Annotated in this window: 30 protein-coding genes; all 30 read right to left on the reverse strand. The window is 37.0% G+C overall.

Annotation, left to right across the window (positions count from 1 at the left end):
- Positions 1-21: 21 nt before the first annotated feature.
- A complete protein-coding gene (gene flhB / locus T323_RS0116590; RefSeq protein ID WP_026674268.1) occupies positions 22-1107 on the reverse strand; it encodes a flagellar biosynthesis protein FlhB in 1086 nt (361 codons plus the stop codon).
- Positions 1108-1109: 2 nt separating this feature from the next.
- A complete protein-coding gene (fliR, locus tag T323_RS0116595) occupies positions 1110-1883 on the reverse strand; it encodes a flagellar biosynthetic protein FliR (RefSeq protein ID WP_026674269.1) in 774 nt (257 codons plus the stop codon).
- A 3-nt stretch (positions 1884-1886) separates the two neighbouring features.
- Positions 1887-2156: a flagellar biosynthesis protein FliQ gene (gene fliQ / locus T323_RS0116600; protein WP_026674270.1), complete on the reverse strand. Its 270-nt coding sequence runs from the start codon at positions 2154-2156 to the stop codon at positions 1887-1889.
- 21 nt (positions 2157-2177) lie between these two features.
- Positions 2178-2858, reverse strand: a complete 681-nt coding sequence (gene fliP, locus T323_RS0116605; protein ID WP_026674271.1) for a flagellar type III secretion system pore protein FliP — start codon at positions 2856-2858, stop codon at positions 2178-2180.
- Positions 2851-3516, reverse strand: a complete 666-nt coding sequence (gene fliO, locus T323_RS26990; RefSeq protein WP_051556580.1) for a flagellar biosynthetic protein FliO — start codon at positions 3514-3516, stop codon at positions 2851-2853. Before fliO ends, fliP begins: the two co-directional genes overlap by 8 nt.
- Before the next feature lie 24 nt (positions 3517-3540).
- Positions 3541-3903: a response regulator gene (locus T323_RS0116615; protein ID WP_026674272.1), complete on the reverse strand. Its 363-nt coding sequence runs from the start codon at positions 3901-3903 to the stop codon at positions 3541-3543.
- A gap of 23 nt (positions 3904-3926) precedes the next feature.
- Complete coding sequence (gene fliY, locus T323_RS0116620) at positions 3927-5132, reverse strand: flagellar motor switch phosphatase FliY (protein ID WP_026674273.1); 1206 nt, start codon at positions 5130-5132, stop codon at positions 3927-3929.
- Entirely contained in the window at positions 5122-6117 is a 996-nt protein-coding gene (gene fliM / locus T323_RS0116625; RefSeq protein ID WP_026674274.1) for a flagellar motor switch protein FliM, read from the reverse strand. Before fliM ends, fliY begins: the two co-directional genes overlap by 11 nt.
- A 33-nt stretch (positions 6118-6150) precedes the next feature.
- The gene (gene fliL, locus T323_RS0116630; RefSeq protein WP_026674275.1) at positions 6151-6582 is read right to left on the reverse strand and encodes a flagellar basal body-associated protein FliL; all 432 of its coding nucleotides are present in this window, start codon (positions 6580-6582) and stop codon (positions 6151-6153) included.
- The gene (locus tag T323_RS0116635; RefSeq protein WP_026674276.1) at positions 6583-6801 is read right to left on the reverse strand and encodes a flagellar FlbD family protein; all 219 of its coding nucleotides are present in this window, start codon (positions 6799-6801) and stop codon (positions 6583-6585) included. It abuts the gene before it with no gap.
- Positions 6802-6856: 55 nt separating this feature from the next.
- Positions 6857-7702: a flagellar basal body rod protein FlgG gene (gene flgG / locus T323_RS0116640; RefSeq protein ID WP_026674277.1), complete on the reverse strand. Its 846-nt coding sequence runs from the start codon at positions 7700-7702 to the stop codon at positions 6857-6859.
- Between the two features lie 91 nt (positions 7703-7793).
- Complete coding sequence (locus T323_RS0116645) at positions 7794-8171, reverse strand: TIGR02530 family flagellar biosynthesis protein (RefSeq protein ID WP_026674278.1); 378 nt, start codon at positions 8169-8171, stop codon at positions 7794-7796.
- Positions 8172-8206: 35 nt separating this feature from the next.
- Positions 8207-8662 carry a flagellar hook assembly protein FlgD gene (gene flgD / locus T323_RS26995; RefSeq protein ID WP_035179074.1) on the reverse strand — a complete coding sequence of 152 codons (456 nt, stop codon included), beginning with the start codon at positions 8660-8662 and terminating at the stop codon, positions 8207-8209.
- 14 nt (positions 8663-8676) lie between these two features.
- Positions 8677-9939 carry a flagellar hook-length control protein FliK gene (locus tag T323_RS0116655; RefSeq protein WP_026674279.1) on the reverse strand — a complete coding sequence of 421 codons (1263 nt, stop codon included), beginning with the start codon at positions 9937-9939 and terminating at the stop codon, positions 8677-8679.
- 35 nt (positions 9940-9974) lie between these two features.
- Positions 9975-10550: a MotE family protein gene (locus tag T323_RS0116660; protein WP_026674280.1), complete on the reverse strand. Its 576-nt coding sequence runs from the start codon at positions 10548-10550 to the stop codon at positions 9975-9977.
- A gap of 15 nt (positions 10551-10565) precedes the next feature.
- A complete protein-coding gene (gene fliJ, locus T323_RS0116665; protein ID WP_026674281.1) occupies positions 10566-11003 on the reverse strand; it encodes a flagellar export protein FliJ in 438 nt (145 codons plus the stop codon).
- Positions 11000-12322 carry a flagellar protein export ATPase FliI gene (gene fliI, locus T323_RS0116670; protein ID WP_026674282.1) on the reverse strand — a complete coding sequence of 441 codons (1323 nt, stop codon included), beginning with the start codon at positions 12320-12322 and terminating at the stop codon, positions 11000-11002. The genes fliJ and fliI overlap by 4 nt, the downstream gene beginning before the upstream one ends.
- Positions 12309-13106: a flagellar assembly protein FliH gene (gene fliH / locus T323_RS0116675; protein ID WP_026674283.1), complete on the reverse strand. Its 798-nt coding sequence runs from the start codon at positions 13104-13106 to the stop codon at positions 12309-12311. The genes fliI and fliH overlap by 14 nt, the downstream gene beginning before the upstream one ends.
- The gene (fliG, locus tag T323_RS0116680; protein WP_026674284.1) at positions 13099-14118 is read right to left on the reverse strand and encodes a flagellar motor switch protein FliG; all 1020 of its coding nucleotides are present in this window, start codon (positions 14116-14118) and stop codon (positions 13099-13101) included. Before fliG ends, fliH begins: the two co-directional genes overlap by 8 nt.
- Before the next feature lie 12 nt (positions 14119-14130).
- Positions 14131-15720: a flagellar basal-body MS-ring/collar protein FliF gene (gene fliF / locus T323_RS0116685; protein ID WP_026674285.1), complete on the reverse strand. Its 1590-nt coding sequence runs from the start codon at positions 15718-15720 to the stop codon at positions 14131-14133.
- A gap of 47 nt (positions 15721-15767) precedes the next feature.
- On the reverse strand, positions 15768-16064 hold the full coding sequence (gene fliE, locus T323_RS0116690) for a flagellar hook-basal body complex protein FliE (RefSeq protein WP_026674286.1): 297 nt from the start codon (positions 16062-16064) through the stop codon (positions 15768-15770).
- Between the two features lie 21 nt (positions 16065-16085).
- Positions 16086-16538 carry a flagellar basal body rod protein FlgC gene (gene flgC / locus T323_RS0116695; RefSeq protein ID WP_026674287.1) on the reverse strand — a complete coding sequence of 151 codons (453 nt, stop codon included), beginning with the start codon at positions 16536-16538 and terminating at the stop codon, positions 16086-16088.
- A 2-nt stretch (positions 16539-16540) separates the two neighbouring features.
- The gene (gene flgB / locus T323_RS0116700; protein ID WP_026674288.1) at positions 16541-16942 is read right to left on the reverse strand and encodes a flagellar basal body rod protein FlgB; all 402 of its coding nucleotides are present in this window, start codon (positions 16940-16942) and stop codon (positions 16541-16543) included.
- Between the two features lie 335 nt (positions 16943-17277).
- Positions 17278-18057 carry a GTP-sensing pleiotropic transcriptional regulator CodY gene (gene codY / locus T323_RS0116705; protein ID WP_026674289.1) on the reverse strand — a complete coding sequence of 260 codons (780 nt, stop codon included), beginning with the start codon at positions 18055-18057 and terminating at the stop codon, positions 17278-17280.
- Between the two features lie 22 nt (positions 18058-18079).
- The gene (gene hslU / locus T323_RS0116710; protein ID WP_026674290.1) at positions 18080-19471 is read right to left on the reverse strand and encodes an ATP-dependent protease ATPase subunit HslU; all 1392 of its coding nucleotides are present in this window, start codon (positions 19469-19471) and stop codon (positions 18080-18082) included.
- Positions 19472-19500: 29 nt separating this feature from the next.
- The gene (gene hslV, locus T323_RS0116715; RefSeq protein ID WP_035179077.1) at positions 19501-20046 is read right to left on the reverse strand and encodes an ATP-dependent protease subunit HslV; all 546 of its coding nucleotides are present in this window, start codon (positions 20044-20046) and stop codon (positions 19501-19503) included.
- A gap of 32 nt (positions 20047-20078) precedes the next feature.
- Positions 20079-20984 (reverse strand): tyrosine recombinase XerC, encoded by a 906-nt coding sequence (xerC, locus tag T323_RS0116720; RefSeq protein ID WP_026674292.1) that lies wholly within the window; start codon positions 20982-20984, stop codon positions 20079-20081.
- A gap of 66 nt (positions 20985-21050) precedes the next feature.
- On the reverse strand, positions 21051-22352 hold the full coding sequence (trmFO, locus tag T323_RS0116725; protein ID WP_026674293.1) for an FADH(2)-oxidizing methylenetetrahydrofolate--tRNA-(uracil(54)-C(5))-methyltransferase TrmFO: 1302 nt from the start codon (positions 22350-22352) through the stop codon (positions 21051-21053).
- Positions 22353-22396: 44 nt separating this feature from the next.
- The gene (topA, locus tag T323_RS0116730) at positions 22397-24472 is read right to left on the reverse strand and encodes a type I DNA topoisomerase (protein WP_026674294.1); all 2076 of its coding nucleotides are present in this window, start codon (positions 24470-24472) and stop codon (positions 22397-22399) included.
- Positions 24473-24652: 180 nt separating this feature from the next.
- Positions 24653-25543, reverse strand: coding sequence for a DNA-processing protein DprA (gene dprA / locus T323_RS0116735; protein WP_026674295.1), 891 nt, complete (start codon positions 25541-25543; stop codon positions 24653-24655).
- Positions 25544-25596: the final 53 nt, after the last annotated feature.

Below are 25596 nucleotides of genomic sequence, written 5' to 3' on the forward strand. Positions count from 1 at the left end.
TCTTCTAACCAGCTTTTTCCATTAAACTTCTTTGTTTTTTAGTCGATACACATAAGCGAGGACCTCTGCAACAGCTTTAAACAAATCCTCGGGTACGACTGAGCCTATCTCTGCTTGAGAATAAAGAGCTCTAGCTAATGGGCGGTTTTCTACTGTAACAACTTGATTTTCTTTTGCAATTGTCTTTATTTTTAAAGCTACATAGTCTACACCTTTGGCCACAACAACAGGAGCGTCCATCTTTTCTCCATCATAACGAAGGGCAACAGCAAAGTGAGTAGGGTTTGTAATGACAACATCTGCATTAGGTACTTCTTGCATCATCCTAGACATCGCCATTTCCATTTGCTTTTGTCTTCGTTTCGATTTAATCCGTGGATCTCCGTCCATGTTTTTTCGCTCATCCTTTACATCTTGCTTTGACATACGAATTTGTTTTTCATGGTCATAACGTTGATATAAATAATCTGGAATCGCTAAAATCAATAATAGAATGGCGACGGCAACTCCCATTGTCGCCGCAAGCTGGGCAATCACAGAAAACGCATCACCCACTGATTTTTGCGATAATATCATTACTTTATCTAAATTAATCCACAAAATTGTAAATACAACCGTTCCAACAAGTGAGATTTTCAACATGGATTTCAAAAACTCAACTAATGCTCGCGCTGAAAAAATCCGCTTTGCACCTTGGATTGGATTAAGTTTTGATAACTTCATTTTAATTGCTTCAGGAGCAAACAAAACACCGACTTGAATATAACTACTTATCACACCGCCTAACATAGCAATGACCAAAATCGGTAACACAACACCAACCGTCTCAACGGTTAATTCCATAAATAGCGACTGAACCGATTGTTCTGTAATTTCCATTAACAAGTATTGTGTGAATGTATGGGTTAGTAGTTGAAATAATTTTTCTCCAAGCCTTCCACCAAATAACCATAAAAACAAAAAGACAATTAACAAAATAAGCGCTGTGTTTATATCTGTACTTTTTGGGACTTGCCCTTTCTTTCTTGTATCTTCACGCTTTTTTGCAGTTGCTTTTTCGGTTTTTTCTTGGGCAAAAAATTGGAGATCCATTTTTATAAAACTCATTATTATGCTCCTCCTAGCAACTGCATTAATGTGCGCATCGTAACTAACATTTGGTCAAATAAATGTTGTACAAGGAAGAAAAAGATTCCCATATAAATCATTAATAACAAAAGACCCACTGTAATCTTTAATGGTATCCCGACTACAAATACGTTCATTTGCGGTACAGCTCTTGCTACCATCCCTAGTGATAAGTCAACAAGAAATAAAGCTCCTACAATCGGAATGGCCATTTGAAAAGCAATAAGAAACATCATTGAAAAGCTTTTTATTACAAAATATATAATATTTTCATTCCCAAACGGGAGAAATACCTGGTCTATTGGAATAAATTCATAGCTATAAAAGACACCGTCAATAAGAAGATGATGACCATCTACAGCAAGCAAGTATAAAATCGCAAGAGCATATAAATATCCCCCAATTAACGGACTTTGTGCACCTGTTTGAGGGTCAATCGTATTCGCAATCATAAATCCCATGTTCATGTCGATAAAGCCCCCAGCCACTTGTATGGCGTATAGCAGCATCATCGCAACTAAGCCGACAACTAAACCGACTAACACTTCTTTAATAATTAATAAAAAGTAAGTCCCATCAATTGGAATGATAGGAATTTCAATTGTAAAAAACATAATCCAAGCTAAAAACACAGCAAGTCCAATTTTAAATTGGTTCGGAATATTCCGGTATGAAAAAATCGGCATAACTGTAAAAAATGCAAGCACTCGTAAAAAGATGAGTAAGAACGCTGGAAGCTGATTAATCCACTCCATTCTTTACCCTATAAACCGATGAAGATTATAAAAAATATTATGGGTAAAACCAATGACATGGGATAACATCCATGGTCCGAATACAACAAGTGCTATAAATACACCAACAATTTTCGGAATAAACGCTAATGTTTGCTCTTGGATTTGGGTTGTTGCCTGAAATATACTAACGAGCAATCCAAGACCTAATGCAATAACTAACAATGGTCCGGCTACTACTAAAACAGTAAAAATTCCATTTTCAGCCATTGAAATAACGAACTCTTGACTCACAATACATCATCCTTTACAACGTTACTGAAAACTAAGCAATAGTGACCGAACAATTAAATACCAACCGTCTACCATGACAAATAACAAGATTTTAAAAGGTAGGGCAATCATAACTGGTGGTAACATCATCATCCCCATCGACATAAGAACACTTGCTACAATCATGTCGATAACTAAAAACGGAATAAAGATTAAAAACCCAATTTGAAAAGCGGTTTTCAGTTCACTTATCGCAAATGCAGGGACGAGTGCGGTGAGTGGAACATCATCTATTGTCTCAGGTCTGTCCATTCCTGCATAGCCCATAAATAATGCCAAATCTTTTTCACGTGTATGTTTCGCCATAAACTCTTTTATCGGCAAAGCTGCGCGTTCAAAAGCTTCTTCTTGTGTAATTTCATTATTAAAATACGGTGTTAACGCTTCGTCGTTAATCTCCCCAAAAATGGGAGCCATGATAAAAAATGTTAAAAATAAGGCTAACCCAATTAATACTTGATTTGGAGGCATTTGCTGTGTCGCTAACCCGGTTCTAACAAATGATAAGACGATAACAATTCGAGTAAATGACGTCATTAAGATTAAGAAACTTGGTGCTAATGTTAAAATCGTTAATAAAACAAGCAATTGTATCGTTGTTGCAACATTGGCAGGTTCATCATTCAACATGTCTAAGTCAATTCCTGGTAACATATCAGTCATGTTTCTTCTCCTTCATCGCTTTGTGGATTTCTTGTTGCGATTTGGAGACATCCTCCAACTGTTTATTTAAAAGTTGTCCAAACTGTAATGGTTCGCTTTTTTGAACAGACTTCTTTTTCATAATCGTGTCGTTTAACCATCCCGCTGCTTTCGTAATCGGTTGGTCCATACGAATTTGCTCTTGTTTTTTCTGTTCTAATAATTGGTCGATTTCTTCTTTATCTTCAATCTCTTTCACTAATTGAATCGTGTCTGAAACTCCGACAATTAACACACGTTCTCCAATTTTCACCATTTGAATAGAGCGATTAGGACCTAAAGAAAGCCCACCTATCGATTGCATCGTATGATTGTTTTGAAACTGCCTCGTTCGACTATTTACAAATCGTAATAATAAATAGATAAGCCCGATAACTAAAAGTAGTGCACCAATCATCTGAACAATTAGCCAAAAGAAACTTTTCTCTTGATAACTTTCAACTACCGGTTCAGCGTCTTGATTTACTGGTAATTCATCAGTATTGGGTGTAGCATCCTCTGTAGGTGTTTGAAGGCTATCTGCTACTGTCCGAGGTCCTTCTGTTGACTCTGCCCCGATAGAGACAGGGAACAGAAGGAAGAAAAATAGTAAGAATAACAATAAGCTTCGTAATAACAAAAGATGCACCCCTTTCTAATTTACTTATCCTAATGCTTTCCCGATCGCTTCTAGCACGCGGTCAGCTTGGAATGGTTTCACGATAAAGTCCTTTGCACCAGCTTGGATAGCATCAATAACCATCGCTTGTTGCCCCATTGCCGAACACATAATGATTTTTGCATTCCCATCCATTTTTTTAATTTCCTTTAATGCCGTAATTCCATCCATCTCTGGCATTGTTATATCCATTGTTACAAGATCAGGAGATAGCTCTTTGTATTTCTCAACAGCCTGTGCTCCATCTGGTGCTTCACCTACAACGTCATACCCATTTTTACTAAGAATATCTTTAATCATCATTCTCATAAATGCAGCATCATCAACAATTAAAATCTTTTTTGACATATTGGTCATCCTTTCTCCATCTCTTATTTTAAGTTGCGAATTCGTTCTTCTTGACTAACAATATCCGTTACACGTACTCCAAAGTTTTCATCAATAACAACAACTTCACCTTTAGCGATCAGCTTTTGATTTACTAAAATATCAACTGGTTCCCCGGCAAGCTTATCAAGTTCGATAATGGAACCTTGACTAAATTCTAGAATTTCTTTAATCGAACGTTTTGTTCTTCCTAATTCCACTGTTACATTTAGCGGAATATCCAATAACATATTTAAATTTTGAGACTCTGATTGTGTTAATCTTGGTGTTTCAAAATTTGTAAACGCTGCTGGTTGAACATCGACTTGACGCTGATTAAAGTTTGAACCTAAATGCTGTTGACCACGTTGTTCATAATGTGGTTGATGATATTGTTCTTGCGCTTGTTGTGGCGGTGCTTGCATTGTCGGCTGTTGTGCAACTGGTTCAGCAGCCTGAGTCGGTTCTGGTTGTGGTGCTGGTGTTGGAGCCGTTATTTCTTCTTCTGTTGAAGAAGGATTCATCAATTCATTCACTAAATCTTTAGCAAATCGAACCGTAACTAATTGCATAATAGATGAATCAATTAAGTCTCCAACTTTTAAGCGAAATGAAATTTTTACAAGCATTTCATCTTTTGGAACATTTGACATTCCTTCTTCATTTTTAACATCCATAATGTCAATGCCAGGAGGAGAAATATCCACTTTTTTATTAAAAATCGTTGACATCGATGTTGATGCAGAACCCATCATTTGATTCATTGCTTCTTGGACAGCACTAATTTCCATCTCACCTAATTGGTCGTTTGGGTTTGTCCCATCTCCACCAAGCATTAAATCAGCAATGATTGCCGCGTCAGTTGATTTAATGACAAGCATGTTCATGCCTTCAAAGCCAACTGTATACTCAACAGATATCGCAACATGTGGTTTTGGAAATTCTGTTTCTAATGAACTTTTATCAATAACGGACACTTTAGGAGTCGTAATATCGACTTTTTGATTTAATAACGTTGACAATGCAGTTGAAGCACTCCCAAACGAAATATTGCCAATTTCCCCTAACGTATCTTGTTCTACAGGAGATAAGTAGTCATTCACATTTAATGACGGCTTGTCGCTTTCTTCCTCTTGTGTATCTCCGTCTGCTTCTGTAACACCTTTTAATAATTCATTTATTTCATCTTGGGATAGCATATCACCATTCATCGCCTGTTCCCTCCTCCATCACATCTGTGACTTGAACTGCCACTTGATTTTTTATTTTTCCTGGTTGTGCTAAATATTTCGGTTCTCCTCCAACACTTACGACCAATGGCTTAGAAATGGGTTGATTTAATTCAATAACATCACCTATGGCTAAGTATAAAAAGTCTTGAATTGAGATTTCAGAACGACCTAATTCAGCGTTCACAACTAAAGGAGCTGATTGAACGGTTCTTTCTAATGAAACAACTTCTTCAGGAAGTCGTTGTTTTTTCTTTGTTTGCATCCAATAATGTACAGATAATTTCGGTAAAATTTCTTCTAATACAACATGTGGCAAACATAAGTTAATCATCCCAGATGTTTCGCCAATCGTCGTAGACAAAGAAATAACAACAACCGTTTCATTTGGTGATACCATTTGTAAAAATTGTGGGTTCACTTCAAGTGCTTCTGTCACTAAATCAAATTCGATTATCGAACTCCATGCTTCAGTAAAACTCTCTAATGTTCGTTGGAACAATTGAGACATTATTCGAGTTTCAATTTCTGTTAAATTTTCAACTTTATTTACAGCGATACCTTTACCACCTAATAATCTGTCTAACATTGAATAGGCGATGTTTGGATTCACTTCCATTAAAAAACGGCCGTCTAGCGGGTACGCTTCAAATACATTCAATATTGTCTGTTTCGGAATCGAACGAATAAATTCCTCATATGGTAACTGGTCAACAGATGCAACTGAAATTTGAACAAATGTTCGTAATTGCGCTGAAAAGAATGTCGTTAACAACCTGGCAAAGTTTTCGTGAATTCTCGACAAACTTCGAATTTGATCTTTCGAAAAACGTAATGCTCGCTTAAAGTCGTACACTTTAATTTTCTTTTCGGATTCTTCTTTTTTTAATTCATCCGCATCCATTTCACCAGTCGATAGCGCAGACAAAAGCGCATCAATCTCACCTTGTGACAAAATATCAGCCAAGAGCCTCACCTCTTTTCATTCCATGTCGTTCATTTATTGAATAATAAATCGTCTTGTGTATACGTGAACTACTTCTCCTTCTTCCATTAACTCATTTATCTTTTCACGTAATTTACTTTCTAGGTCTTCAATTGCTTCTCCACCAGAAAGTTGAGAACTTGTAACCTCGGATAATTCGCGAATAATAATATTCTCAAGTTGGAAATCACGTTTTGCAATTTCTTTTAATGCTTTTTTGTTATCGACTTGAATGCGAAATTGTACTTTCGCAAAATCATTCGAAAGAAGGTTTGTCGTCATTTCTGGTGTGTCATATGATAAAGACACAATTTCATCAATCGTTGGCTCATGGTCTTCATCTGAATTACTAGAAAAATAGTTTACTAATACGAGAGCAAGGACACCGAGTAACGTTAATGAAAGAATAATAATTAACATTATCGTAATTAGTTTATTTTTAAACACTCATGAGCCCTCCGTTTGTCTGTCTTTGTACATCGCAACTAAGCCGATGCTTTTGTAGAACTGATTGATTTTCAGCATAACATCATCCATTGTATCTAGCACTACGATCTTTTTTCCATTGACAAGTGTAATCGTCGTATCAGGAAAAGCTTCGACTTGTTCTATTAACAATGCATTCAATAAAAACTCATTACGGTTTAATCGAATTAAAGAAATCATCGGCATTATATAGGCTAGGACGTAGCCTAGCCTACCCTCCTAGTTTAAATTTTGCTTATCGCTTCATTTGCATAATTTCTTGTAAAATTTCATCTGAAGTGGTAATCATTCGCGTATTTGCCTGAAATCCACGTTGTGCAACGATCATTTCCGTAAACTCTTCAGATAAGTCAACATTTGACATTTCAAGCGCACCAGAGAAAAGTAATCCTGCTCCTTGCTCACCCGGAATCGCCATTGGTAATGGATTTCCTGAGTTCGCAGATTGAATGTAAATGTTTCCACCAGATTTCTCTAATCCGTCAGGGTTATTAAATTTTACAAGTCCGATTTGACCCATCTCCATTAACACACCTTCAGCATTAACTACGTTAATCTTTCCGTCAGAACCGATACTGAAACTTTTTACATCGTTAATCGTGCCATTTGGTTCACCTGTTTCATCATTAATAGTTCCGTCAAACAAACGTAATGGTGATTGTCCATTCATCCCAACTAAATACAACCCGTTTGAATTTACAATCGCACCATCTTGATCTAGATAAAAGTTACCAGCACGAGTGTAAAATGAATTCCCAGCTTCGTCTCTTACTTCAAAAAATCCATCACCTGAAATCCCTAAATCAAGCTGGCGACCTGTTGTTTGTAAGCTTCCTTGTGTTCCAATCGTATCAATTGTTGCTAATTGTGATCCTAAACCAACTTGACGTGGGTTCATCCCTCCACGGTTGTCTCCTGGTGCTGTTGCTCCTGCAAGCTGTTGGCTCATTAAATCTGAAAAAGTCGTTCTTCCTTTTTTATATCCGAATGTATTAACGTTAGCGATATTATTTCCGATTACATCAAGTTTTACTTGAAAGTTCTTCATTCCACTTATTCCTGAGTACATTGAACGTAACATATGAGCGTGATGCCCCTTTCTTCTTTTCGTTTTTTTTACTGCTTCTGTCAATCCACAGTATTGATAGCTTCCTTTTCGGTCCAGCTATCTTTTAAATAATGATTGTGCCGTTAATATTGGTAAAAATTTGCGAACTTGCCTCCGTCCGGTCTAATGCCGTAATTACGGTATTGTTTTTCACACTTACAACTAATGCCGCTTCCTCCATTAATACCAAAGAGTCATGAATGCCTTTTTCACGTGCTTCCTTTAGCTTTCCTTCGATGACTGTCCATCTTTGTTCGGCTATTTCAATTCCTCGCTCATCCATTCGCTTTTGAGCATGTTTGCTTATTTTGAGTTCCTCTGTTTGTTCAAGTTGAGAATGAAGCAAAGAAGCGAATTTAGAAGGTTGCACATGCTTTGCCACATGTTTTCCTGGAAGCTTCGGTAATTGATGCAAATGGTGTGAGTGGATTTTTGTTTCCATAACCATCACCTCGTTTGCGTTCTAACAAATGAGCCTTATTCGGCTTTACTTACTTGAACTAACTGGTCATTTCGAATCCATACTCCACTATCGAGTTGAATAGAAATTGCCCCATTTTTATCAACTTTCACAGAAGTAACCGTATTTTCATGTTCCTCTGTTCGTGAACGGAAATCATCAATTTTTACTTCTAATTCCCATTTCACTTTTTTTCCGATAAGCTCACTATGTTGAACTAAATTTTGACTCGTTTGTGTTTTTACAAATTGCTGAATCGCCGTACTCATATTTGTCATTTGTTCTAAACTTGAAAACTGAGCCATTTGGGCGATAAATTCACGATCCTCCATTGGATTTAATGGATCCTGATTTTGCAATTGTGTTATTAACATTTTCAAAAAATCATCTTTGCCAAGAATATTTCCTGGTGTTGACTTTTGTTGTTGTTGATGCGTTGCCAATGAATAATTATCTTGAATTGTATTTGTCATTGTTTATTCACACCTTATACTTTTTCATTAAAGGTTAAATCATCGAGTAGCTCAGAAAACGATTCTTGCTGAGGCTCTTCCTTATCCTCTTCATGACGCTGTTCTCGTTGTTGCTGCTGTTTGTTTTCTTCGTCTTTGTGCAATTGTCCAAACTGTTGCTGTTGTACAATTTCAATTTTTTCTACTTGAAGCTGTTGCAAGCCAAAACTTTGACGTAGTTGGTGTAATTGCGATTCAATTAACTCTTTAGCAGCCGTCGTTGTCGCCATAATCTTTGCTGTTATGACACCGTTTTGCTGTAATAATTGAATATCTAAACGTCCAAGATGGGCCGGGTTTAGCTTTAATGTCAATTGTGTCGTTCCACCATTTAACAGGCGAACATTACTATTCCCTAATAACTCTTGAAATTGTCGCATAAACTGTTGTTGTTGCGCTTGTTTTGTTTGTGATTCTCCAACATGAATCACAAATTGCTGAACTCTGTCCATCGGTTGAGCTAATTCTAATCCTTGTTGAACAAGTGAAAGCGATTTGGTTCCATCATCATAGTTCATATTTAAGTTCGGAATCGGCATAACCGACTGTTTTTGATTCATCATCTGTTGCTGCACTTGTTGAATATGGTGGAAAAATGATTCTTTCTTCGCTTCAGCTACAGGCTTTTCTTTGTTTACTACATTGTTTACTTCAGTCAAAACAACAACTACTTTTTGCAAAAGCTCTTTTACATTCGGTTGTCCTGTCATTACCGTTTCATTTCCTTTTGGTAACTGTTGGATAACAGTTGGGAACAGTTCAACTACGATTGGTAATAATGGAGCAAGTGCTTTTTCTACATCAATTGTTCCTTTGTCTTGTTCTTCTTGTAATGATAATAATATTGCGATGACTTTTGTGATTGGGTTCAATTCCGTGTCGTTCATGACAAGTTCTAGCGATTGATTAGAACCAATTACATTTTCAAGCTGCTGTTTTATATCATCAGGTAGTTGTTCATGTACCGATGTCGCTTCTTTTGTTACCTCAGAAGGAACATAAATATTTTGAAAGTGTTCAGATACAATGAAAAGAGCTTCATCAGTTTCTGTTTCCGTTAACAAAGGTACATCCTTTTGTAGTTCTAGTTGAGGGTGTTGTCCTTCTTCCTGTGGTATAAGTAATTGTTGAAATAACCCAAAGAAAACTGTATTTTCACCTGTATTTTCGCTTGGAATTTGTTTTTGCCCTACCGTTGGTTGTTGAAGTCCAAGTAGTTGTATAGGTGCAATTTGCATGTTTTTCTTTCACCTCCTTTCAATTTCCTTATACATTATTGATTCGATAGGAGAAGCATAATTTCAGCGGCTTTTTCCGCTTCCATCTTCGCTAATATAGCAGCACGTGTTTGAATCGAAATTTGGGACATATGCAAGATTGCTTCATCTACTGCGAGCTCAGATAAAATGTTGGCCGCGTTTTTAGCAGACATTGCTTCATAGGTTTTTCCGATATCTTTTAGTTCAATTTTTACCTCCGCTGTCGCTTCTTCTTGTAGACCCACATGCTCTTCTAATTCCTTTGCGAGCTCGGTTTGCAATTCAAGTTCTTCTTCTTTCTCTGCAACTTGACGCTCTAAATCAGTAATTTTAGCTTCTTGTTCATGAATAGTAGCCATTAGCTCCTCAACATTTACAGCTTCTTCCTCTTCCTCTTGACTGGCCTCTTCTTCATCTATCATCGAAGAAACAAACGGAAGTGTTGACCCCACTTCTTTTGCTTTATCTCCAAGGTTAATTCCAAGAAACTGGGCACCTACGAAAACAAGAAGTAGTAAGAAAAGCAATGGAATAAAACCGGTAAAGAAAAACCATTGAAATTTGCTATATTCTTTTTGTTTTTCGCTCATCTTCTCACCTATTCTTTAGCGGTTTGCATATAATTGAACTGCGATCTCATCCATGAGTTTATTTTCTTCCGCTTTTTGTTCTAACATATATTCCTCAAGCTTTTTTTCTTTCATTTTTTCATAGGTTTTAAATTCAATCGCTGATTTTGTTAACATATCTTGCTTTTGATACATATGCTCTCGCGCGATATTTGTTTTAAATTGCTGTTGCTCAATTTCTTGTTGCAATCGCATGATTAATGTTTGATGTTGCAACAATTCATGCACTGGCATTCCTGAAGACAGCTGTTCGCGGTAGCCATCCTCAATTTTTTCCCGTCTTTTTAACAAGTTATATAAAGCTGTCGCTGTTTCTTCAAATGTTTGCGCTGCCTCATGATAATCAAGCTGCTTCGTCTGTTTTTCTTTTTCTTTCATTTCTAATACTTTTTGCAACGTATATTGAAAGGTCATCGTTTCTCTCCTTTACCAAACTCTTGAATCAATTGATGTTTCGATTCAACAAAGGATATATGTTCTTCTGTGCTTTGTTTTAAAAATGAAATAATTTGCGGATACATTCGAATCGCTTCATCCACTTGCTTCGATGTCCCTCTTTTATAAGCCCCAATATTGATTAAATCTTCAGAGTCATAATACGAAGCTAATAACGTTCGTAATTGTTCTGCTGCATGTAAATGGTCTGGAGTAGCAATGTCGTGCATAACACGACTTACACTTCTGAGTATATTAATCGCTGGAAACTGACCTTTATTCGCTAACTTACGGTCCAATATAAAATGACCATCTAATATCCCACGAACCGCATCTGAAATAGGTTCATTAAAATCATCTCCATCGACTAAAACGGTGTAAAATGCTGTAATCGAACCCGTTGCATCTGTCCCTGAGCGCTCTAACAAACGGGGAAGCATCGCAAAAACAGATGGTGTATACCCTTTTGTAGTAGGGGGTTCTCCTATAGCTAAACCAATTTCTCGCTGTGCCATCGCAAATCTTGTCACTGAGTCCATCATTAAGTTCACATCTAAGCCCTGATTTCGAAAATATTCAGCAATCGCTGTTGCGGTCATGGCCCCTTTTATTCGCATTAAAGCAGGCTGGTCTGATGTAGCGACAACTAATACCGTCCGTTTTAATCCTTCTTCCCCTAGGTCACGTTCGATAAAGTCTTTTACCTCACGACCACGCTCTCCAATTAATGCAATCACATTAATATCAGCTTCGGAGTTTTTTGTAATCATGGACAGAAGTGTACTTTTTCCGACACCACTTCCTGCAAAAATCCCGATACGCTGTCCTTTTCCAACGGTTAATAACGAATCAATCGCTCTTACTCCTAAACCCATTTGTTCTGAAATTCGCGGTCTTTTTAATGGGTTCGGCGGATTATTATCCGTCGGAAAGGAAGATAACCCTCCAGGAAGCTCTGATCCATCTAGAGGTTGTCCACACCCATCTATAATTTTCCCAATCAAATTAGAGCCTACTTTGATCTGTAACGGCTTATTTGTCCCTTCAACTAAGCTCCCTGGAGAAATATCATTTGTTCCGTTAAGTGGCATTAACAACACATTTTCATCACGAAAGCCAACAACTTCAGCCATCACTTTTGATTTCTTTTGCTTGCCGACATGGATATAACATAGGTCTCCGATTGAAGCTTGAGGTCCTCTTGATTCAATCGTCAATCCAACTACTCTTGTTACTTTTCCATACCATTTCAAAGAATCAATAGATTGTATTTCAGATACAACACTATGAGCGTTCACTTGTCGAAGCCTCCTTCAGTTTTTCATGAAGTCTCGCCTTTATTTCAGTAAGTTGGCTATCAACACTCGCATCGATACGACCAAATGGCGTTTCAATTATACAGCCTTGTTCATTAAGCTGAGAATCAGGATAAATATACAATTCTTGTGTTTGACTTAATAAACTACTTATCTCTTCTTTATGGGATAATGTCCGTTCATACATCACTGGGTGGATATATAAAGTTACATCTTCCCGATCTCTCACTTCTTTGATCGCTTCTTTCATAATGACCATCCATGCATCATCTAACTGAGAAATGACACCTGGCATCATTTTTTGACAGATTGCTAAAGCAATGTCGATAATAACTGGCTCCGCCTGTTCTATTCGATTGTGATAGTCCTGCTTAGAAGCAGCAATAACCGCTTTAGCTTGCTCCAGCTCATGTTCACACGCTGCTTTTCCAGCATCTAATCCGTGTTCAAATCCTTCATTATAACCAACTTCTTGTGCTTCTCTTTGCAATTGTTCAAGTTGATCATGAACTTGTTGTTGATATACTTCGAGCTGTTGTCTTCTTTCTTCAGCTTCGCGTTCTGCATTTGCAATGATTTCGGCTGCTTCGACTTTGGCTTGTTCAATAAGATGATTTACTTCATCTGACGAAGTGTTGTTCATTTGCTCTTGTTCATCCAACTCAAACTCTTCGGTAAACGATTGGCTTTGAATTGGTTTAATTCCTATTTGGACGACTTCTTCTTTTTTAGCATTCGTAAAAGGAGACTTAATGAGCTTAGACAATAATATCATCTCCTCCACCACGCGCGATTACGATTTCACCTGCCTCTTCAAGACGACGAACAATCGCTACAATTCGTGACTGCGCTTCTTCTACATCTCGAAGTCTAACCGGACCCATGAATTCCATTTCTTCTTTAAATGTATCAGCCATACGCTGAGACATATTGCTAAAGATAACTTCCTTCACTTCGTCACTTGCCACTTTAAGTGAAAGCTGTAAATCTTCATTTTCCACATCACGGATAACACGTTGAATTGAACGATTATCAAGTGTAACAATATCTTCAAAGACAAACATTCTCTTCTTAATTTCTTCTGCAAGTTCTGGATCTTGAATTTCAAGCGCATCTAAAATCGTTCTTTCCGTACTTCGGTCAACACCATTTAACACTTCTACAACTGCTTCAATTCCACCAGTTTCTGTGTAATCTTGCGTAACAGTCGCCGATAATTTTTGTTCAAGAATGCTTTCGACTTCATTTACTATTTCAGGCGATGTGCTATCCATTAACGCGATTCGCTTTGCAACATCTGCTTGAACCTCTTGTGGAAGCTCAGAAAGAATTTGACCGGCTTGTACTGATTCTAAATAAGACAAAATAAGAGCAATCGTTTGTGGATGTTCATTTTGAATAAAGTTTAAAATTTGGGATGCATCTGCTTTTCTTGCAAAATCAAAAGGACGAACTTGTAAAGTCGATGTTAATCGGTTAATAATTTCCATCGCTTCGTTTTCACCTAATGCTTTTTCAAGAACATTTTTGGCATAGCCAATCCCACCTTGAGAAATATAATCTTGCGCTAATACTAATTGATGAAATTGCTCGACGATTTCTTCCTTTGTGTTGCTTTCCACCTTGCGAACATTCGCAATTTCCAAAGTTAATTTTTCAATCTCTTCTTCACTTAAATGTTTATATACTTGTGCAGAAACATCTGGCCCTAATGAAATTAGGAGGATAGCCGCTTTTTGTTTGCCAGATAGTTTCGAATTTTTCTTTGTGTCCTTCAACTGCTTTCCCTCCTAATCTTCAGTTAACCAAGTTCGAACTAGTTTTGCGAAATCATCTGGTTTGTCTTTCGCTAATTTCTCTAATTGTTTTCGTTTTACCGCCATCTCACTATCATCATCATTTGGTAAATCAGGTATCTCTCTTGCCATAGTTGGCGGAACATCAACTTCTTCTGTTTCTTCTTGAACTGCTTTTTTACGACGAACAAGTAATATTACTAATAAAACGATAATCGCTACAAGCACGCCGCCAACAACATACATCCATGTCGGGATCATTGGCTGAACAACAGGTTCCATTACCGGCTTCCCATTAAATGGTTGTGCTGATACGAATATTTTTTGGTTTATTTCATCATCTGTTAAATTATCTGCGATATTGCTATCAATACTTGTACGAACTATCGTACCTAAAATCTGTTGAATATCATTAATTCGTTCTTGCGGTAAAGATAATGGGTCCTCAGGATTTGGCGGTTCTACCATGACTTGTAAGCCGATATCTCTTATACGATACGGGCTTTCAACGATATCACGGCGAATTCGATTCACATCATTGTTAATTCGTTCTTCAATTCTTTCATAATCACCTACGCCACCACCAATAACTCCTGGATAATTCGGAATGCCCTCACCAACTCCAGCAATTCCTCCTTCACCCATGTCTTCTCCTGAGTACGTTTCCGTTACTCGCTCTATACTTACAGCTAATCCAGCCATGTTTTCTTCATCTACTGGTGAAACTAAATCTTCTTGTCGATTTTCTTGAGTAAAATCAATATCCGTTGAGACAGAAACCAATACTTTATCATGACCCATTATCGTCCCAAGCATTTGTTGTAGTTGACGTTGAATGTCTTGCTCAACATCACGTTTGATTGAACGTTGTTGCTCATACGCTGTAAGTGAAGAACCGACAGCTGAATCATCTAAATACTCAAGGTGTTCAAACATTTGGTTCATAATCACAATATTTTCAATAGGAAGATTTGGTACACTTTTAGATACTAAATGGTAAAGTGCACGAATTTGCTTAGCATCCATTTGATATCCTGGAGCTGTGTTAACAACAATGGATGCAGATGCCGCATTCGGTGTGTCTGTGACCCATAAGCTTTCTTCTGGTAATGTAATCATGACATTGGCACTAGAAACGCCATCGACATTTCGAATTAAGTTTCCTAATTCCGTTTGAATGGCGGCTCTTTCTACAACCGAAAATTCATTATCGGTCATCCCAAATCCCATACCATCTTTAAACGTCCCATAATCAATACTTCCACTATGTGGAATTCCTTCAGCTGCTAATTCTACTTTTAATGTGTCAACCATTGTCTCTGGTACACTAATTGTTGTCCCATTATGTGAAATTTGTGACTGAACCCCTCTGGCATCAAGCGTCTCCTTAATTTGACCAGTTTCTTGTACAGTTAAATTACTGTATAGGGGCACAAAGTTTGAACGGGTTCCAAAAAAAGCTAGTAAACCAAATAATAAAAGTAATACTGCAACTGAACCGATCATCATTCCTTTTTGACTCGTCGTTCTACTTTTCCAAAAAGTCCCTATTTTTTCTTTATATAATGTAAGATTCTCGTTCATGTGCCCTCCTAGCTAAAACCATGTCAATGTTGTAAACTCACTTGATTTTATACTTGCATTCTCATTACTTCTTGATATGCTTCAATCACTTTATTTCGAACTTCTATTGTCGCCTGTAATGTTAAGGAAGCTTTTTGTCCTGTAATCATTACATTGTGCAGGTCATCAATTTCGCCTCTAGCTAAAGCTTCGGTCGCTTTAGCTGATTCATTTTGCACTTTATTTACATTTTGAAGTGCATCACTTAGCGCTTGCTTAAATTTATTATGAGCCTCTGCAGGTGTTTGTTTCACTTCTAAACTACGTGGCAATATAAACGGTGATTGAATTTTATTTATGTCCATGATTTACCCTCTCTTTATCTGTTAACGCCCAATTTCTAGGGCTTTCATTAACATATTTTTCGTTGCATTTAATGTTGTTACATTCGCTTCGTACGATCGTGTCGCACTCATCAAATCAACCGTTTCCTTTAATGGATCAACGTTTGGTAATTGAACATATCCTTCTGCATTCGCATCTGGATGAAATGGGTCGTACACTAGCTTAAATGGAGATTGGTCTTCAACAATTCTTGAGACTTTAACACCTTCACCAGCTTGATTACTTTTTCCCATCGCTTTTTGTAAGTGAGAAGAAAAGTGTTGTTGGTTCGGTTGTAGCACAACCATCTTCCTACGATAGGGCTGCCACTCTCCATTTACAAAATTTGCTCGTGTTGTATCTGCATTCGCCATGTTTGATGACACAACATCCATTCTCAAACGTTGAGCCGTTAAAGCTGAAGCTGTTGTATTAAACCCACTAAAAATCGTCATCCCTATCTACCTCCTTTTATAACCGTCTCAAGGCTTTTAAATCTACCATTCAAGCGGTCAATTAACGCATTATAATAGATTTGGTTTTTGGCAAGCTCTGCCATTTCATGGTCAATGTCTACATTATTCAAATTGTGATTGTACATCGTTTTGTTATTGGTCGTGACAAATGCTTGTCTTTGCTTTCCTGTACTAAATTCGACATGTCGATGGTCCGTTCGATTTGCGTTAAAAGAACTATTTTCCAACTCTCGATTTAATGTATGTTTAAATTCGACATTTTTTGCTTTGTAGTTCGGTGTATCGACATTTGCGATATTATTTGCGATTGTTTTTTGTCGTAAAGCTGAGCCATCAATGGCTTTCTCAAGTGTATGAAATGCAGAACTCGAGAAAAGATTCATATTTATTCACCCTTTCACTAAATTACATCATCAAAACTTTTAGACTAAAGTCTTAGCTAACTTTATCGAATTATGTTGAATGATGTAATCGCATGTCTATTATAATATATAATTCCTAAAAAATAATTAATAATTAATTCCTTTTTTCATGTTTTTTTACATTTTTTTATTTATGTTCTTTTATTTCTCCTACGATTGTCATGTATCAATAGTAAACTAAAATATATCATACTATGAAGGAAGCTTTTGATCTACAACTATTTAAAAAAAAACGAAAAAAAAGTCGAAAAAACACCGTTCCTGTTACCTTGGAACGGTGTTTTTTCCTAAAATTGTTAATTTGTTTTTAATTTTTCTAGTTCTGCTAAAAATTTATCGTTCAAAACCTTTATATATGTGCCTTTCATTCCGAGTGACCTTGATTCAATCACACCAGCACTTTCTAATTTTCGTAAGGCATTGACGATAACCGAACGCGTAATCCCAACTCGGTCTGCAATTTTGCTTGCAACAAGCAAGCCTTCTTTTCCATCTAATTCTTCAAAAATATGCTCAACAGCTTCTAATTCACTATACGATAACGATGAAATCGCCATTTGAACAACAGCTTTACTTCTTGCTTCCTCTTCAATTTCTTGAGTTTTTTCATGTGAAATTTCCATTCCTACAACTGTAGCTCCATATTCAGCTAAGATTAAATCATCATTATTAAAGGAATCATTTAATCTCGCTAATATTAATGTTCCTAATCTTTGTCCTCCACCAAGGATAGGAACAATTGTCGTTAAACCTGTAGAAAATAAATCTTTATTCTCAACGGGAAATGCTGTGTATTCACTATTAATATCTAAATTAGCACTTGTTTCATCTAATTTAAATAAATTCGTTGTATACACTTCCGGAAATTGGCGTTCCTCTAACATTTTCTTCATTCTTTCATTTTCGATTTCTTGTTTAATCGCAAATCCTAATAATTTCCCACGACGACTAACAACAAAAATATTGGCACTTATAACATCACGTAACGTTTCCGCCATATCTCTAAAATTCACGTGTTGTCCGCCTGATTTTTGTAACATTTCATTAATTTTTCTCGTTCTTGATAATAAATCCATCGTTTTTCCTCCTAGTTTCATCCTACAAAATATACTGGCTTAAATCTCTGTTTTTAGCAATCGATGCTAATTTTTCTTCTACATACTGTGGTGTAATTTTAATTTCTGCTAAGTTAATATCAGGTGCTTCGAAAGATAAATCCTCCAACAGCTTTTCTAATAACGTATGAAGCCGTCGTGCGCCTATGTTTTCTGTATCTTGATTTACATCCGTTGCAATTGTCGCAATCTTATGAATAGCATCGTCAGAAAATTCTACTTTTATACCTTCTGTTTCTAATAGAGCTGTATATTGCTTTATTAATGCATTATTCGGTTCAATTAAGATTCGTTTAAAGTCATCAACTGTTAGATTTGATAACTCCACTCGAATCGGGAAACGCCCTTGCAATTCCGGAATTAAATCTGACGGTTTTGCCATATGAAACGCTCCAGCAGCAATAAATAAAATGTGATCCGTACGAACTGGCCCATATTTCGTAACAACCGTTGAACCTTCGACAATTGGAAGAATATCTCGTTGTACCCCTTCTCTAGATACATCGGCAGAATTTTGATTTTTTCCTGCCACTTTATCAATTTCATCAATAAAAATAATTCCTAATTGTTCTGCACGGTTTACAGCATCCTGTGTGACTTCATCCATATCAATGAGTTTTTGTGCTTCTTCATCCGTTAATACTTTTCTAGCTTCAGCAACAGTTAACTTACGTTTCTTCTTTCGCTTCGGCATCATTCCACCTAACATATCTTGCATATTGATGCCCATTTGTTCCATTCCAGCTCCTTGAAACATATCAAGGAAGTTTTGCGATTGTTCTTCTACTTCAATCGTCACCATCCAATCCTCGAGCTCTCCTAATGCTAACTGATGAGCCATTTGCTTTTTGCGTTGATTCGCATCAGTTTGCTCTGTTTCGGGTTGTGGTTCTTCCTGTTGTCCTTGATTTCCAAATAACATTTCTAATGGATTTTTATATTGTGTTTGTTTCTTAGCGGTCGGTACAAGCAAGTCAACGATTCTGCGATTCGCATTTTCCTCTGCTTTGTCTTTTACACTAACCATCTTTTCTTCTTTCACTAAGCGTATAGATGTTTCAACTAAATCACGAACCATTGACTCTACATCTCGACCTACATAACCAACTTCTGTGAATTTTGTCGCTTCCACTTTGCTAAATGGAGCCCCAACTAGTTTTGCTAACCTTCTGGCAATTTCAGTTTTCCCGACGCCTGTTGGTCCAATCATTAAAATATTTTTCGGCGTTACTTCATCTCGTAATTTTTCTTCTAATTTCCCACGACGATATCGATTTCTTAATGCAATTGCAACCGAACGTTTTGCTGCATCTTGCCCTACTATGTATTGATCAAGTCGCTCAACAATTTGTCTAGGTGTTAATTGGCTTTCCATTTTCATCGCCTCCATTACGTCAGTTTGAATTACAATTCTTCAATAACGATTTGGTCATTTGTATACACACAAATTTCACCTGCTGTTTCAAGCGCTGCTACAGCAATTTCTTTTGCAGATAAGTTTGGTGCATGTTTTTTTAATGCTCGACCAGCAGATAAAGCATAATTTCCACCTGAACCTATTGCTAAAATACCATCATCAGGCTCAATCACTTCACCTGTCCCTGATACAAGCAATAAATGCTCCTCATTCATTACGATTAACATTGCTTCAAGACGTCGTAACACTTTATCATTCCGCCATTCTTTCGCTAATTCTACAGCCGCTCTTTGCAGGTTCCCGTTAAACTCTTCTAGTCGACCTTCGAATTTTTCAAATAAAGTAAAAGCATCCGCAACAGAACCAGCAAAACCCGCCAATACTTTCCCCTGATATATCTTACGTACTTTACGGGCTGTATGTTTCATCACAACAGCATTACCAAATGTAACTTGGCCGTCGCCTGTCATCGCACATTTTCCGTTATGTTGAATCGCAAAAATTGTTGTCGCATGAAAAGAATGTGTTGTCATATTAATCCTCCTTATCGTACCTATAATTGACCTTATGCTCTTGGATGGTGCTTATTGTATACTTCTTTTAAACGGTCTTTAGTTACATGTGTGTAGATTTGGGTTGAAGAAAGATGCTCATGACCTAACAATTCTTGCACGACTCGTAAATCAGCACCTTGATTTAATAAGTGAGTGGCAAATGTATGACGTATCATATGAGGTGTACTATGTACAGTAAGAGCTGCTTGACCTAATCGTTTGTTTAATATCGTACGAACACTTCGGTCACTTAACGGGCCACCTCGAAAATTTACAAACAATTGAGATGTAGGCTTTGAACTTTTCTTCATTAATTGTATACGACCATCATTGACATAGGTTTCAATTGCATCTAAAGCAAAGCTCCCAACTGGAACATATCGTTCTTTCCGACCCTTTCCAAATACAAGAATTGTCCCAAATGTAAAGTCAATATTATTTATAGTTAAATTGCAACACTCACTCACACGTATACCCGTTGCATAAAGCAGTTCTAGAATTGCTTTGTCTCTTTGATCAAGAGGTTCGTCTTGTTTAAAGGATGAAAATAATGTGTCCATTTCTTGCTCATACAAAAACGTCGGCAATTTCAATTCTTTTTTTGGCAAATGAGCAAAGGCAAAAGGGTTTTCTGTTACGAATGTTTCTCGAAGAAGAAAACGATAAAAACTTCGCAAGCAAGAAATTTTCCTCGCTACAGTCGAGCGTGCATAACCTTGACGATATAACTCAGTTAAATATAACCTTACAAAAACATAAGAAACAGCAGCAAAGTCATCAATCTTATGCTGCTTCATAAACGATATGAAGTGGGTAATATCTAGTTCATAATTTGTAAATGTATGAACTGAACTATTTTTTTCAATTTGTAAATATTGAAAAAATAATGTTTTTTCATGTTCCATTTTTTTGTCCATATTTTTAGTCCACCTCACAAGAGCTACTAAATTTTATCATAATTTAGTAGCTCTTTTCAATAAAGTTTACATTTTTTTCATAAAATTCTGAATTGTTGTCAACGCACGATTAGCTAACTGTTCATTACGTTCTTGCTTGTTTTTAATACGCTTTTCTAACGGAGGCAATAAACCGAAATTCGCATTCATTGGCTGAAAGTTCTTTGGGTTAGCCGTTGTAATATAGTTAGACATACTTCCTAAAACAGTCTCTTGTGGGAAGGTAAGCACGTCTTTATTTTGAACCAATCTTGCTGCATTCATTCCTGCAATTAACCCAGCTGCAGCTGATTCAACATAACCTTCGACACCGGTAATTTGACCAGCAAAAAATAAATCTTCTCGTTGCCGATATTGATATGTTGGCTCAAGTAAATTAGGAGAATTAATAAAAGTGTTTCGATGCATTACTCCATACCTTACAATCTCCGCATTTTCTAAACCAGGGATTAATTGAATAATTTCTTTTTGGGGCCCCCATTTAATATGGGTTTGGAATCCAACAATATTGTAAAGGGTTCCAGATTGGTTATCTTGTCTTAGCTGAACAACAGCAAATGGACGTTTGCCTGTTTTCGGGTCCTCAAGACCGACTGGTTTCATTGGACCAAACAACAATGTTTTTTTGCCACGCTTTGCCATCACTTCTACAGGCATACACCCTTCAAAGAAAATTTCTTTTTCAAACTCTTTTAACGGGACAGATTCAGCAGCAATGAGTGCCTCATAAAATCGGTCAAACTCTTCCTCTGTCATCGGGCAATTTAAATATGCGGCTTCCCCTTTGTCATACCTTGATTTTAAATATACTTTTTCCATATCAATGCTATCGGTTTCAATAATTGGTGCTGCTGCGTCATAAAAATATAAATATTCTTCTCCAGTTAAATGTTGTAATTGTTCCGATAATGCAGGTGAGGTTAATGGTCCTGTTGCAATGACCGTAGGACCTTCAGGGATTTTTTCAATTTCTTCTGTTACTACCGTTACATTCGGATGGTTTCGAACTCGTTCTGTCACTGCATTGGCAAATTCATGACGGTCAACTGCTAACGCACCACCTGCAGGAACAGAACAATCATCTGCTGCTTTAATAATGACAGAATCAAGCAATCTCATTTCTTCTTTTAATACACCGACAGCATTTGTTAATGTATTCGCTCGTAATGAGTTACTGCATACTAGTTCAGCAAATTTATCTGTATGATGTGCCGGAGTTTGCCGAACTGGTCTCATTTCAAATAGTGTAACTGGAACGCCTTGCTTGGCTATTTGCCAAGCCGCTTCACTTCCAGCTAATCCCGCTCCTATTACATTAATTCCACTCATGTTGAAACTCCTTTTCTTCGTAAAAGGATGAGTCTATTCTCATCCTATAATCGCTCTTCTTTATAATCACAAGACACACACTCGACTTGTGTCCCTTTTTTCGACTTTTTCTCTACAAGCATATTTTCACATTTTGGACATGTCCTTGCAATCGGCTTATCCCATGAAACAAATTCACACCCAGGATATTGATCACAACCATAAAATGTGCGGCGTTTTTTGCTTTTTCGTTCCACAATTTTTCCTTCTTTACAAGTTGGACAACTTACCCCAATATCTTTTACAATCGCTTTTGTATTGCGACAATCCGGAAAATTAGAACATGCCATAAACTTACCGTAACGCCCCATTTTATAAACCATATCATGTCCACATTTTTCACATGATTCCCCAGCTGGCTCATCTTTAATTTCGACTTCTTCCATTTCTTCTTCAGCATGCTTTACTTGCTTTTCAAATTCATGGTAAAAATGATCGATGATTTGAATCCAATTTTTTTCGCCTTCTTCAACTGAATCAAGATCGTTTTCCATTTTCGCTGTAAATTCTACATCTAGAATTTCCGGGAAAAACTCAGAAATGAGCTCGATTACAATTTCTCCTAATTCTGTCGGAATAAATCGCTTATCATCTAAAGCAACATACCCACGACGTTGAATCGTATCAAGTGTTGGCGCAAAGGTCGATGGTCGACCAATTCCTAGCTCCTCCATTGTCTTTACCAATCTTGCCTCTGAATAGCGTGGTGGTGGCTGAGTGAAATGTTGGTTTGGAGTTATTTCCTCTTTCTTGACTGATGCGCCTTCCTCTAAGTCAGGAAGTAATTTATCTTCTTCCTTTTTCCCATCATCATTTCCTTCAATATACACTTTCATAAAACCAGGAAATTTAACTTTTGAGCCCGTTGCACGAAATAGTACTCCTTCATTGTTTAAGTCCACTGTCATCGTATCCATAATCGCTGGTGCCATTTCACTAGCAACTAAGCGTTCCCATATGAGCTTATATAAACGAAACTGATCTCTAGATAAAAATGACTTGACTGTTTTCGGGTCATATAATACAGAAGTCGGACGGATTGCCTCATGAGCATCTTGTGTTTTTTTATCTGAGTTTTTCGTTGTGCGCTCACCTTTGCGAGTATACTCTTGTCCGTATTGTTCTTCGATATACTGTTTTGTTTCTTCTTTCGCAGTATCCGAAATTCGAGTTGAATCAGTACGCATATACGTAATTAACCCAACAGTTCCTTCTTTACCAATGTCAATTCCTTCATATAATTGTTGTGCCAACATCATCGTCTTTTTTGCACGGAAATTTAATTTTCTCGCTGCTTCCTGTTGCAGTGAAGATGTCGTAAATGGCGCAACCGGATTTCGTTTCCGTTCCTTTTTCTTTACGGAAGTAATGGAAAACGAATCTCCTTTTAGTCGACCGAGAATTTCCTTAACATCATTCTCAGACTTAAGCTCAACTTTTTTATTGTCCACCCCGTAAAACTTAGCCTCAAACTGTTCATTGTTCATTTTAAATAAACCTTGAATGGTCCAATATTCCTCTGGAACAAAAGCTTGAATTTCTTTTTCACGGTCAATTATCATTTTAACTGCTACCGATTGGACACGACCCGCACTTAATCCTTTTTTCACTTTCTTCCATAATATAGGACTAATATTGTAACCGACAAGCCTATCTAACACACGACGTGCTTGTTGAGCATCCACTAAATCCATATTAATTGGACGTGGTGTTTTAAAAGCATCTTTAATTGCTTGTTTTGTGATTTCATTAAAGACAACCCTACAGTCTGATTGTTCATCAATATTTAAACTATGAGCTAGATGCCAAGCAATTGCTTCTCCTTCACGATCCGGGTCAGCTGCTAAATAAATACGTTTCACTTTTTTGGCTGCACTTTTTAATTCTTTTAAAACTGGTCCCTTACCACGAATCGTAATATATTTCGGGTCAAAACTTCTTTCAACGTCTACTCCCATTTGACTTTTCGGCAAATCTCTAACATGTCCCATTGATGCCTTAACGATATATTTCTTCCCTAAGTATTTACCAATTGTCTTTGCTTTAGCGGGAGATTCAACGATTACTAAGTAATCTGCCATAACGAGCTCCTCCCCCTTCGAAGGATATATTAAAATCTTCCCTATTATTAAACACAAGTTTATGATTTGTCAAATATTACTTTTAATAAATCAAGTGCAACGAAGACTATTTATCATATAATGATAACATTATTTAACACTATTGTGAAAAATATTCTCACTGAACTTCTTAAATAACTATCAGTTTTCCCAACTTTCATTTTCATATTCTTCTAAAATGTCTTTTGCCTCTACAATTAATTTTGCCCCTTGCTGGATGAGACGATTTGGTCCTAAAGACATTTGTTCGTAAATGGGTCCTGGTACCGCAAATACATCTTTTCCTTGTTCTAGCGCTTGATCGGCAGTAATTAAGGCACCACTCCGTTCTTTCGCTTCCACTACTACTGTTCCTTTACTTAAGCCACTAATTAATCGATTACGTTCAGGAAATTGCCACTTATTTGGCTTTGTTTTTGCTGGATACTCAGAAAGTAGGAGATGATATCTTCCAATTTCATCTGCTAAACGTTCATTGACTGATGGGTATATATAGTCAAACCCCGAACCAAGAATCGCAATTGTCTTTCCACCATAATTCATTGTTAACCGATGTGCCATTGTATCAATTCCTTTAGCAAGCCCACTCACAATTAACCATCGATCTTCTACAATTGGGCGGACAATTTTTTCTAAACTACGCTGCCCCCCTTTTGTAGGTTCTCGCGTGCCTACAACTGCTAGTGCTTTCGGGTAATGTAATAATGCTATATTCCCTTTACAATAGAGTACCCAAGGCGGATCGAAAAGTTGCCTTAACGTCGGGGGATATTCGTTTTCGAAAAAAGTAATGGGAATGATTTGTTTTTCTCTGTATTCTTGTATAAGTAGGGGCATTGAAATCGTGTGTAAATCTTGATAAAGGAGAGAAACATACTTTTTTTGAAGGGAATAATGGGAGATTAACTCTTGTTCAGATAATTGATATAGCTTCTCTAACTTTGCATCAACTGATAAGATTTTCTGAATTGTTTTCCATCCAACTCCACGACAATGATGAAGATGTAGTAACCGTTCTCGAAACGCTTCCATCTAATCCACTCCTAAAAAACTATGATATTAGAACCATATCCTTTGTTTTTATT

The organism is Alkalihalobacillus bogoriensis ATCC BAA-922 (assembly GCF_000621445.1).
Taxonomy (GTDB): domain Bacteria; phylum Bacillota; class Bacilli; order Bacillales; family Bacillaceae_F; genus Bacillus_AO; species Bacillus_AO bogoriense.

Coding starts and splice junctions, on each gene's coding strand:
- flhB (WP_026674268.1), bottom strand. CDS start 1,107: ATGAGTTTTATAAAAATGGATCTCCAATTTTTTGCCCAAGAAAAAACC.
- fliR (WP_026674269.1), bottom strand. CDS start 1,883: ATGGAGTGGATTAATCAGCTTCCAGCGTTCTTACTCATCTTTTTACGA.
- fliP (WP_026674271.1), bottom strand. CDS start 2,858: ATGACTGATATGTTACCAGGAATTGACTTAGACATGTTGAATGATGAA.
- T323_RS0116615 (WP_026674272.1), bottom strand. CDS start 3,903: ATGTCAAAAAAGATTTTAATTGTTGATGATGCTGCATTTATGAGAATG.
- fliY (WP_026674273.1), bottom strand. CDS start 5,132: ATGAATGGTGATATGCTATCCCAAGATGAAATAAATGAATTATTAAAA.
- T323_RS0116635 (WP_026674276.1), bottom strand. CDS start 6,801: ATGATTTCTTTAATTCGATTAAACCGTAATGAGTTTTTATTGAATGCA.
- flgG (WP_026674277.1), bottom strand. CDS start 7,702: ATGTTACGTTCAATGTACTCAGGAATAAGTGGAATGAAGAACTTTCAA.
- T323_RS0116645 (WP_026674278.1), bottom strand. CDS start 8,171: ATGGAAACAAAAATCCACTCACACCATTTGCATCAATTACCGAAGCTT.
- flgD (WP_035179074.1), bottom strand. CDS start 8,662: ATGACAAATACAATTCAAGATAATTATTCATTGGCAACGCATCAACAA.
- T323_RS0116655 (WP_026674279.1), bottom strand. CDS start 9,939: ATGCAAATTGCACCTATACAACTACTTGGACTTCAACAACCAACGGTA.
- T323_RS0116660 (WP_026674280.1), bottom strand. CDS start 10,550: ATGAGCGAAAAACAAAAAGAATATAGCAAATTTCAATGGTTTTTCTTT.
- fliJ (WP_026674281.1), bottom strand. CDS start 11,003: ATGACCTTTCAATATACGTTGCAAAAAGTATTAGAAATGAAAGAAAAA.
- fliF (WP_026674285.1), bottom strand. CDS start 15,720: ATGAACGAGAATCTTACATTATATAAAGAAAAAATAGGGACTTTTTGG.
- fliE (WP_026674286.1), bottom strand. CDS start 16,064: ATGGACATAAATAAAATTCAATCACCGTTTATATTGCCACGTAGTTTA.
- flgC (WP_026674287.1), bottom strand. CDS start 16,538: ATGACGATTTTTAGTGGGTTTAATACAACAGCTTCAGCTTTAACGGCT.
- flgB (WP_026674288.1), bottom strand. CDS start 16,942: ATGAATCTTTTCTCGAGTTCTGCATTTCATACACTTGAGAAAGCCATT.
- codY (WP_026674289.1), bottom strand. CDS start 18,057: ATGGATTTATTATCAAGAACGAGAAAAATTAATGAAATGTTACAAAAA.
- hslU (WP_026674290.1), bottom strand. CDS start 19,471: ATGGAAAGCCAATTAACACCTAGACAAATTGTTGAGCGACTTGATCAA.
- hslV (WP_035179077.1), bottom strand. CDS start 20,046: ATGACAACACATTCTTTTCATGCGACAACAATTTTTGCGATTCAACAT.
- xerC (WP_026674292.1), bottom strand. CDS start 20,984: ATGGACAAAAAAATGGAACATGAAAAAACATTATTTTTTCAATATTTA.
- trmFO (WP_026674293.1), bottom strand. CDS start 22,352: ATGAGTGGAATTAATGTAATAGGAGCGGGATTAGCTGGAAGTGAAGCG.
- topA (WP_026674294.1), bottom strand. CDS start 24,472: ATGGCAGATTACTTAGTAATCGTTGAATCTCCCGCTAAAGCAAAGACA.
- dprA (WP_026674295.1), bottom strand. CDS start 25,543: ATGGAAGCGTTTCGAGAACGGTTACTACATCTTCATCATTGTCGTGGA.